This is a genomic window from Mycobacterium sp., from assembly GCF_035506235.1.
Classification (GTDB): domain Bacteria; phylum Actinomycetota; class Actinomycetes; order Mycobacteriales; family Mycobacteriaceae; genus Mycobacterium.
In genome coordinates, this window is the sequence record NZ_DATJPU010000315.1 from 1 (window position 1) to 9,080 (window position 9,080).

The following is a 9,080-nucleotide window of genomic DNA, read 5'->3' on the forward strand; positions in this document are numbered from 1 at the left end:
CATGTGGTGGCGCGACTGCTGCGGACGGTGTTCGGGGTCAGCGACCTCGACGAGCACACGGCCCGGGCTCGGGTGCGTGCCGACATCCCCGACGCCAACCCCGAGGACTTGCTGCTGCTGGATGACCTGCTGGGGATCGGCGATCCCGACGTCGCATTGCCCGCCATCACTCCCGATGCCCGCCGGCGCCGGTTGGCGGCCCTGTTGAACGCTGCCGCGGTGGCCCGGACCACACCGTCGCTGTATGTGATCGAGGACGTGCACTGGATCGACGAGGTCAGCGAGGCCATGCTCGCTGAGTTCGTCATGGTCGTGCCGCAAAGCCGCGCACTGGTGCTGATCACCTACCGCCCCGAATACGCCGGTGCGCTGTCGCGGACACCGGGCGCTCAGACGATCTCCCTGGCGCCGCTGAACTCCGCGCAGACCACCGCGTTGACCGCCGAGCTGCTCGGTAGCGACCCGTCGGTGGGTGCCCTGGTGGCCCGGATCGCCGACCGGGCCGCCGGCAACCCGTTCTTTGCCGAGGAGATGGTGCGGGATCTGGCTGAACGTGGTGTGCTCGACGGCGATCGCGGCGCCTACCTGTGCCGTGATGACGCCGCCGACATCACTGTGCCGGCCACTTTGCAGGCCACCATCACCGCCCGCGTCGACCGCATCAGCAGGCCGGCCAAACAGTTCCTCTATGCCGCCTCGGTCGTCGGTGCGCGGTTTCGGCCCGAGCTGCCGGCCGCCTTACTGGGTGACATCAACGTATCGCAGGCTATCGCCGAGTTGCTGCAGGTGGAGCTGATCGATCAGGTGATGTTCACCCACGCCGAGTACGCGTTTCGGCACCCGTTGATCCGCGCGGTGGCCTACGAGTCGCAGTTGAAGTCTGGGCGCGCCGAGCTGCACCGGCGGTTGGCCGTCGCGATCGAACAGCACGAGCCGGACTCCGTTGACGAGAACGCCGCCCTGATCGCTGAAAACCTCGAAGCTGCCGGGGATCTGTGTGCGGCGTTCGGCTGGCATATGCGCGCCGGTGGCTGGTCGGTCGTTCGCGACGTGCGCGCGGCCCGCACCAGCTGGCAGCGGGCCCGCCAGGTCGCCGACCGGCTGCCCGCCGACGACCCCGACCGCACGTCCATGCAGATCGCGGCCCGCACCCTGCTCTGCGGCACCGTTTGGCGGGCCGGTGGCAGTGTGGCTGACACCGGCTTCGACGAACTGCGCGATTTGTGCACAGCGGCTGACGACAAAGTGTCGCTGGCCATCGGCACGACCGGGTTCATCATGGCGTTGACTTTCCATAACCGCTTCCGCGAAGCGGCCCGGGTGGCCTCACAGCTCAGCGACCTGCTCGAATCGATCGGAGATCCGACGCTGACCGTGGCTTTGCTGTTCGCGGCGATCTACGCCAAATGCGAGGCGGGTGAGATGATCGAGGCGCTGCGTTTGGCGGATCGCCTTATCGACCTCGCCGACGGCGACCCCACCAAAGGCAACCTGATCTTGGGCTCACCGCTGAGCACGGCGATCGCGATGCGGGGCCACGTCAAGATGTGCCTGGGAATGCCGGGATGGCAAGACGACGCTGCCACCTCGATCGCGATGGCCGCTCCGCTGGACTCGACGAGTTACGTTTTCGCCCTGCTGTGGAAATACGTCGCCTCCATTCCATTCGGGGCGCTGGCGCCCGATGCGACCGCCATGCGCGAGACCGCGGCCGCGCTGCAAATCGCCGAGAGTTCCAGCGACGACTTCATTTTGGGAATGGGCCGACTCAGCCGAGGCCTGGCCCTGGTTAGCCGCGACGGCCCGCAACGCGAGGCCGGACTCGACCTGTTCACCCAAGCCCGCGAGGCCGCCCTGACGGAGCGGTTCTCGCTGAGCGCGCTGACGATCGTCGACCCCGAGTTTGCGATGGAGAAGGCCCGCACCGGTGATCTCGGCGGCGCCATCGACATGGTGCGTGCAGTCGTGGACGGCGCCTACGCAAGCGGCGACATGATCTGGCGCGGAAGGGCCACCAACGTTTTGGTGGAACTGCTCCTCCGACGCGGGTCCGAGGGCGACCAGCGCGAAGCGCAGGCGGCGATCGACCGACTGGCCGCCGTACCCACCGATCCCGGCTTCGTGCTGCACGAACTGCCCCTGCTGCGTTGCCGGGCGCTGCTCGCGCGGGCGCGCGGCGACGAAACCAGCTGCCGGAACCTCATGGAACGCCACCGCGCCACGGCCGCCACCGCCGGCTTCGACGCACTCATCACCACCGCGGACGCGGCTATCATCGCGCCCGGCTATGACCCTGCGGCCCAGTAATTCCTGAGAACCCCCCAGCGACAACGACTTTCGCACACCCGTGTTCCTCGCCGCGGACCGGCCGGTCACGATACACGAATCGCTTCCGCCGGGACCGTGGATGTCGTCTCCACGTCGTCCGGGTGGTGCCCCCTCGGAAACGTTGAAAAGGTCCGACGTCATCAGCACCGCGGGGCCCGAAAAGACGCTTGAGCCAATTCACTTCTGGAATTGTGGTACGTCGGTTGCTATTTTCTGGGAGTGGTTCGGCCACCGATGACGAACGTGTGATGTCGACTCAGGGGTAACGCCATGCCAGAACTGGGTGAGCGCGCAGTTGTCCTCGGGGCGAGCATGGCCGGGCTGCTTGCCGCCAGGGTCCTGGCTGACTTTTTCAGAACCGTCACGGTGGTCGAGCGGGATGTGTTGCCCGACGGTCCATCTGTCCGACGCGGGGTACCACAGGGCCGGCACGTCCATGTTCTGCTGGCCCGCGGTGCCCAGATCTTGGATGAGCTTTTCCCCGGGTTGCTCAAAGAGCTGGTCGCCGCCGGTGCCCCCGTGTGGGACGACGGGGAGCTCTCCCAGCTTCACTTGTCGTTCGGCGGCCACGAAATGCTGCGGTCGGGCAAGTTAGCATCCGAGCCCACGGCCCTGGCGGTGTACCTGCCGAGCAGGCCGCTGCTGGAATACCAGGTCCGGCAACGCCTCCAGGCGATCAGCAACGTGACGATCCTGGGCGGCCACGAGGTAGCCCAGTTGACGTCGACAGCCGAACACGATCGCGTCACCGGAGTGCGGGTGGTCCACCGCGACCGCGGTGCCGAACGGGAGCTGGCGGCCGAGGTAGTCATCGACGCGACGGGCCGAGGCGCCCACACGCCAGCTCTCCTGGAGCGCCTCGGGTACGGCCGACCCGTCGAGGACCACATCGTCATGCACACGACTTACGTAACCCAACTGCTGCGGATCCCCCCCGGCACCCTGAATGAGAAGCTGGTCGACATCGGCCCCGCGCCGGGCCGGCCAACCGGCATGTTCCTGGCCGGCTATGAGAACGACACCTGGCTTTTCACCGTCTTCGGGATGGTGGGGCACGAGCCGCCACGCGAGCTGGCCGGCATGCTGTCATTCGCCCAGGACTACTGCCCCACCCACCTGATCGCGGCGGTACGGGCCGCCGAACCAATCGGCGAGACGGTACAACACCGCATGCCGTCGAGTCAGTGGCGACGCTACGACAAGATGCCCCGACTCCCCGACGGCCTGCTGGTCTGCGGGGACGCGATCTGCAGCTTCAACCCCATCTACGGGCAAGGAATGACGGTGGCCGCTCTGGACGCCGCCGCGCTGCGGGACTGTCTGCGTCGCGGCGACACCGACCTGCCCCGGCGATACTTCCGCGCCTCAGCCAAACCAATTGGCGTGGCCTGGCAGATGGTAGCCGGCTCCGACCTGACCTTCCCGGAGGTCGCAGGGCGACGGACGAAGTCGATGCGTGCTACCACCCGGCTTGTGGACTGGGCGCTGACCGCCTGCGAGTCCGACCCCGTTGTCGCCGCACGCTTCTTTAAAGTCAACGGCCTCATCGACCCCCCGATTCGCCTGCTCCACCCCGCGTTTGTGTACCGGGTGGCGGTCGCAAACCTGCGCCGCCGGCGAGGCGAGGGGCATACTTCGGATCGTCCAGCGGGCACGACGCATGCGGGACGGTCAGTCGGAGTTCAGAGGCCCTAGGCATCCCGCAGATCGGTGGAGCTAAGGGAATAAGGCGCGTTCTGAAACAGCAAAAAACCAACATCTAGGGCGCTGGGCGTCCGACAGGCCGCCCGCAGCTGCTGGCTGAACGACTCCGATTTTGGTCGGTCTCTCGAAGAATCATGCGATGACCCTCTGCTACCCGGCTACGACACGCCGGTCCTCAACGCACGGCCCGACCCGTACACCACCTTGGTGGACGCCAACCCGGGCAGTTCGACGAACGTCGGCCAAAGGAAGTAATCGATTACTCGTCCGCGCGGCACGTTCAGCGTGCACGATTCGTCTATGTCTAGGGTTTTTGTGAGTCATTCCAGCCGCGACAGTATCGAGGCGCTGGCTTTGAAGACCTGGCTCGAGTGCGCCGAACCCGGCCTGGCAGGCGAGATCTTCGTCGACCTCGACCCGGACACCGGGATCCAGGCCGGGGTGCGGTGGAAGGAGGCGCTGCGAAGGGCCAATGATCGGTGTGAAGCCGTGATTTGCCTGGTGTCGAAGCATTGGGACGCCTCCCATGAATGCCGCGCGGAGTACCGTACCGCCGAGGATCGGGGTAAGCCGATCTTTCCGGTGCGAGTTGAGCCCACGGCTGGTCGCGATATCACCGGCGAATGGCAGCGTTGCGATCTGTTCGGTGACGGCCCGAAAACCGTCATCCAGGTCGACGGTCGGACGGAGTCGGTGCAGTTTGCCACGGCCGGTCTGGTTCGGCTACAGAAGGGGTTGCGCGCCGCTGGCATCGCACCGGACACCTTCGCGTGGCCACCGGAGGGCGAACCGGACCGCGCACCGTATCGCGGGTGGCAGCCGCTGGAGGCGGTCGACGCCGCGGTCTACTTCGGGCGCGACGCCGAGATTAATCGGGCCTTGACCGCGATCCGGGAACTACGCGGTTCCGGCGAGCAGAAGCTGTTCGTGGTCCTGGGACCGTCCGGTGTGGGCAAGTCGTCGTTCCTGCGGGCCGGGGTGCTGCCGCGGCTGCGCCGCGACGACCGGCACTTCCTGGTGATGGACATTGTGCGGCCGCGACGGCATCCGCTGAGCGGCCCGTACGGTTTGGCCCGCTCGGTTTACGCGCTGCGCGTCGGGTTGGGACTAACCGAGCCGAGTTTGGGCGCGGTCAAGGCTGGCGCCGGTGACCCGGCGCGGGTGCGGGGCTGGCTGGTCGAGGCGCAGCAGGCCGCGGTGGCGCGTCTGCTCGGCGACGATGCCCGGCCGGCGCCGCCGACGATCGTGCTGCCGGTGGATCAGGCCGAGGAGCTGTTCGGTGGCGCCGGTGGTGAGGAGGCCTGCGAGTTCCTGACCACTGTGGCGGGTCTGCTGGGTGACGGGCGGCCCGCGCTGCCGCTGGTGGTGGTGGCCACGGTGCGCGCGGACCGCTATGAACCGCTGCAGACCGCCCCGCAGCTGGCCGGACTGGAGGCACGGGTCTTCGATGACCTCAGGCCGATGCCGCCCGACCGGTTCCGAGAGGTGATCTGCGGCCCGGCGGCGCGGGCGCAGCGGGCGGGTAGCCGCCTGCAGTGGACCCCGGAGCTGGTGGAGCAGCTGTTGCGGGACTGCGCGGCCGGAGCGGACACGCTGCCGCTGCTGGCGTTGACGCTGGCTCGGCTGTGTGAGGACTACGGCACCGGCGTGGTGGGGCCGGCCGAGTACGAGGCGATGGGCGGGATGCGCCGAGTGGTGCAGACCGAGGTCGACGGGGTGCTCGGCGCCGATCCCGACGCCCGTCGGGAGGACCTGGCGCAGCTGCGTGATGCGTTCATCCCCTGGCTGGCGACCATCAACCCGGTCAATGACGAGCCGCTGCGCCGGCCGGCCCGCTGGGCCGATATTCCGGACGACAGCCATCGGCTGATCGATGCGCTGGTGGCGCGGCGGCTGCTGGTCAAGGATGAGCGCGACGGTGAGGTGGTCGTGGAGGTCGCCCTGGAAAGCCTGCTGCGCCAATGGGATGACCTGGCCGGGTGGCTGCGTGAGGAGGCCGCCGACCTGAAAAACACCGACGCGATCGAGCAGGCCGCGCGGGCCTGGGACGACAACGCCCGCCAAGGCGACTGGCTGCTGCCCGGCGCCCGCCTAGCCGAGGCCGAGGCGTTGGCCGCCAAACCCGGCTTCCGGGACCGGCTCAACACCGCCCGGGAATACCTGCTGGCGTCGCGGCAGCGCGAAGACCGCCGCGCCGAGGCCGCCGTGCGCGACGCCCAAGAACGAGAGGCCGCGGCACGCAGATATTCGCGCAGGCTAAAAGCCGTGCTGGCCGTGGTGGTGGTCGTCGCGGTGGCCGCGGTGTTCGGGTTCGGCTGGGCGCTCAAGGCGCGAAATGATGCTGGTGACCGGTTCCGGGATGCGACCGCGTTGCGGCTGTATGGAGACTCGCAGTTAAAGCTGGCCGGGCTGTCTGCCGAGGGCAGCGACGACGTCGCCGCACTCCAGATGCTGCTGGCCGCACTCGCCATTCCATCCAAACACCAGGGCGAAAAGTACCCGCTGCTGACGGCGCTGCACCAGGAGCGTGACCTGATCAAGGTCATCGACGGTCCGGCAATGGTGTCCAGTGCCGTGTTCAGCCCCGACGGCCGACGGATCGCCTCGGGCGGTTTCGATAAAACCGTCCGGTTGTGGGACGCCGCCACCGGGCAACCGGTTGCGAAGCTGCTGACAAGCGATGTGGTGACGAGTGTGGCGTTCAGCCCCGACGGGCGCCGCCTGGCCTCCGGCAGCGGGAACACCGTCTGGTTGTGGGACGCCGCCACCGGGCAACCGGTCGGCCTGCCGCTGCGCGGCCACGACGACCTGGTGCTGAGTGTGGCGTTCAGCCCCGACAGCACCCGCATCGCGTCGGGCAGCAAGGACGCGACGGTCCGGTTGTGGGACGCCGGCACCGGTCGGCCGGTCGGGCAGCCGCTGCGCCACGACCAGTGGGTGAACAGCGTGGCGTTCAGCCCAGACGGGCATCGCATCGCCACCGGTAGCGCCGAAACCGTCCGGTTGTGGGACGCCGGCACCGGGCAGCCAGTCGGGGAGCCGTTGCGCGGCCACGGCGGCGCGGTAGGCAGGGTGGTGTTCAGCCCCGACGGGCGCCAGCTCGCCTCGGCCAGCGTCGACAAGACGATCCGGATATGGGACGCGGGTACCGGCCATCAGGTCGGCGTCCTGACCGGTCACCGCGCGGGGCTGGAGAGTGTGGCGTATAGCCCCGACGGCCGACGGCTGGTGTCGGCCGCCGACGACCACACGGTACGCGTGTGGGACGCCGTCAGTTGGCAACCCTTGCTCGGCCACGACAACTGGGTGTCCAACGTGGCCTTCAGCCCCGACGGCCGCCGCGTCGTCTCCGGCGGCTACGACAACACCGTCAGGCTGTGGGACGCCGCCACCGGGCGGCCGATCGGCGAGCCGCTGCGCGTCGACGACCCCGATGTGCGCGCTCTGTCGGCGCTCGACGAGGACCTGCTGGCGTCGTTCGGTTCGGTGAACAGCGTGCGGCTGTGGGACGCGCACACCCTCAGGCCCATCGGTGAACCACTGCGCCTGGGCGAATACGACCTGCTGCGACCGATCTTCATCCACAAGGAAACGCACAAGGTCGCGGCCCGGACCGAAGCCGGCGTTGTGCAGCTGTGGGACGCCCCAACCATGCGGCCGGTCGGCGAACCCATCACGTCAAAGAGGTTTATCACATCGATCAACTTCAACTTCGATGGCCGGATCGTGGCCATCGGCACCCTTGGTGGAACGGTCCGGCTGTGGGATTCGGGCACCGGCAAGCCCATCGGGCAACCGATGACCGGAGAGGGGTACGTCACGTCTAGCACGTTCAGCCGCGACGGTCGCCTACTGGCAGTCGGCACCCTGGAAGGCGCGCTGCGGCTGTGGGACACCGGCACCTTCCAACCCCTAGGCGATCCCATGCGCACGGATGCCGCCGTAGGCACCGTGGCGTTCAGCCCGGACGGGCGCACGGTGGCGTCGGGCAGCTTTGACGGCAGCATCCGGCTATGGGATGTCGGCGAGCGAACTCAGCTCGGGCCCCCGCTCACCGGGCACACCGAGGGCGTTGTCAGCTTGGACTTCAGCCCCGACGGGACGAAACTGGTCTCGGGGAGCGCGGATCACACGCTGCGGATGTGGCCGGTGCCCAAGCCTTCCCCGGAGGCCTTGTGCGACAAACTGACTCACAACATGAGTCACCAGCAGTGGAACACCTGGGTCTCGCCGGCGATCGACTACATCAAAGTGTGCCCGAATCTGCCGATATCCGATTCTGCTGGATGACACTGATCTCCATGCCAGGTTGAGGACTGCGGTGTTGCCCGATTTGTGGAAGTTGCGGATGGCCACAGTGAAGTACTCGATTGTTGAGTTTTACATCATCAAGTCGCGACACCGAGTGCGGTAGCGTAACCAACGTCCGCCGGGCACGTCTCTGACCCATTGTTGGTAATTCAGCTTGCCGATAAGCCCCAGGACTCAGCCACTTTCAAGTCCCTCCCCTGCAACATCCCGGTTTCATGCACGCCTCGTTACGTGTGACCGTGTGCTGCCCGATCCGAAGATGAGCGTAATACTCGGCCTCGGCTTCTGCTGGCGGGCGGCGGCGTAGGCGGTGCATGAGCCTGCTGGGTTGTACCAATGCACCACGCGGACGTGATGTCTTCCAGGTCGGCCAGCATGCGCAGTGGCCCACTTGGGAATGGTGAACTGTCGTGCACGCACTCGGTTTGGATAGCCCGATGGTGGTATCGGCGAGCGTGTTGTCGAAGGCGTCACCGACGGTTGTTCTTGGTCAACGCGCACTCTCAGCCAGCGATCAACCGGGGAGGCGTCGATCACAAACGCGGTGTAGCCGAACCGCCGCCGGCCAGCGCCACTTAGGTGAAATCCGCCATGTGCAGCTGATCGGTCGGGCCGCGCGGAACCGACGCCGAACCAGCCGGATCCGCGGCAGCGCCGGATACCGCTCGGTGGTGCGCGCCTTGGGGGTGCGCATCGCCTCGCGCCACCACTCGGCCTGCATAATCCGCTCCAGCGTG

4 protein-coding genes are annotated in these 9,080 nt (G+C 67.5%); 3 read left to right on the forward strand and 1 reads right to left on the reverse strand.

The features are described 5' to 3' along the window. The 3 genes from VMD50_RS29250 to VMD50_RS29260 all read left to right on the forward strand — a co-directional run. On the forward strand, positions 1-2,307 hold a 2,307-nt coding region (locus VMD50_RS29250), incomplete at its 5' end, for an ATP-binding protein (RefSeq protein WP_325433393.1). Between the two features lie 291 nt (positions 2,308-2,598). Continuing rightward, a complete protein-coding gene (locus VMD50_RS29255) occupies positions 2,599-4,023 on the forward strand; it encodes an FAD-dependent oxidoreductase (protein ID WP_325433395.1) in 1,425 nt (474 codons plus the stop codon). Positions 4,024-4,332: 309 nt separating this feature from the next. Continuing rightward, the gene (locus VMD50_RS29260; RefSeq protein WP_325433397.1) at positions 4,333-8,322 is read left to right on the forward strand and encodes an nSTAND1 domain-containing NTPase; all 3,990 of its coding nucleotides are present in this window, start codon (positions 4,333-4,335) and stop codon (positions 8,320-8,322) included. Positions 8,323-8,857: 535 nt separating this feature from the next. On the opposite strand, the gene VMD50_RS29270 is transcribed toward VMD50_RS29260, so the two are convergent. Further along, positions 8,858-9,080 (reverse strand): hypothetical protein (locus VMD50_RS29270; protein ID WP_325433399.1); only part of this gene is annotated, 223 nt, incomplete at its 5' end.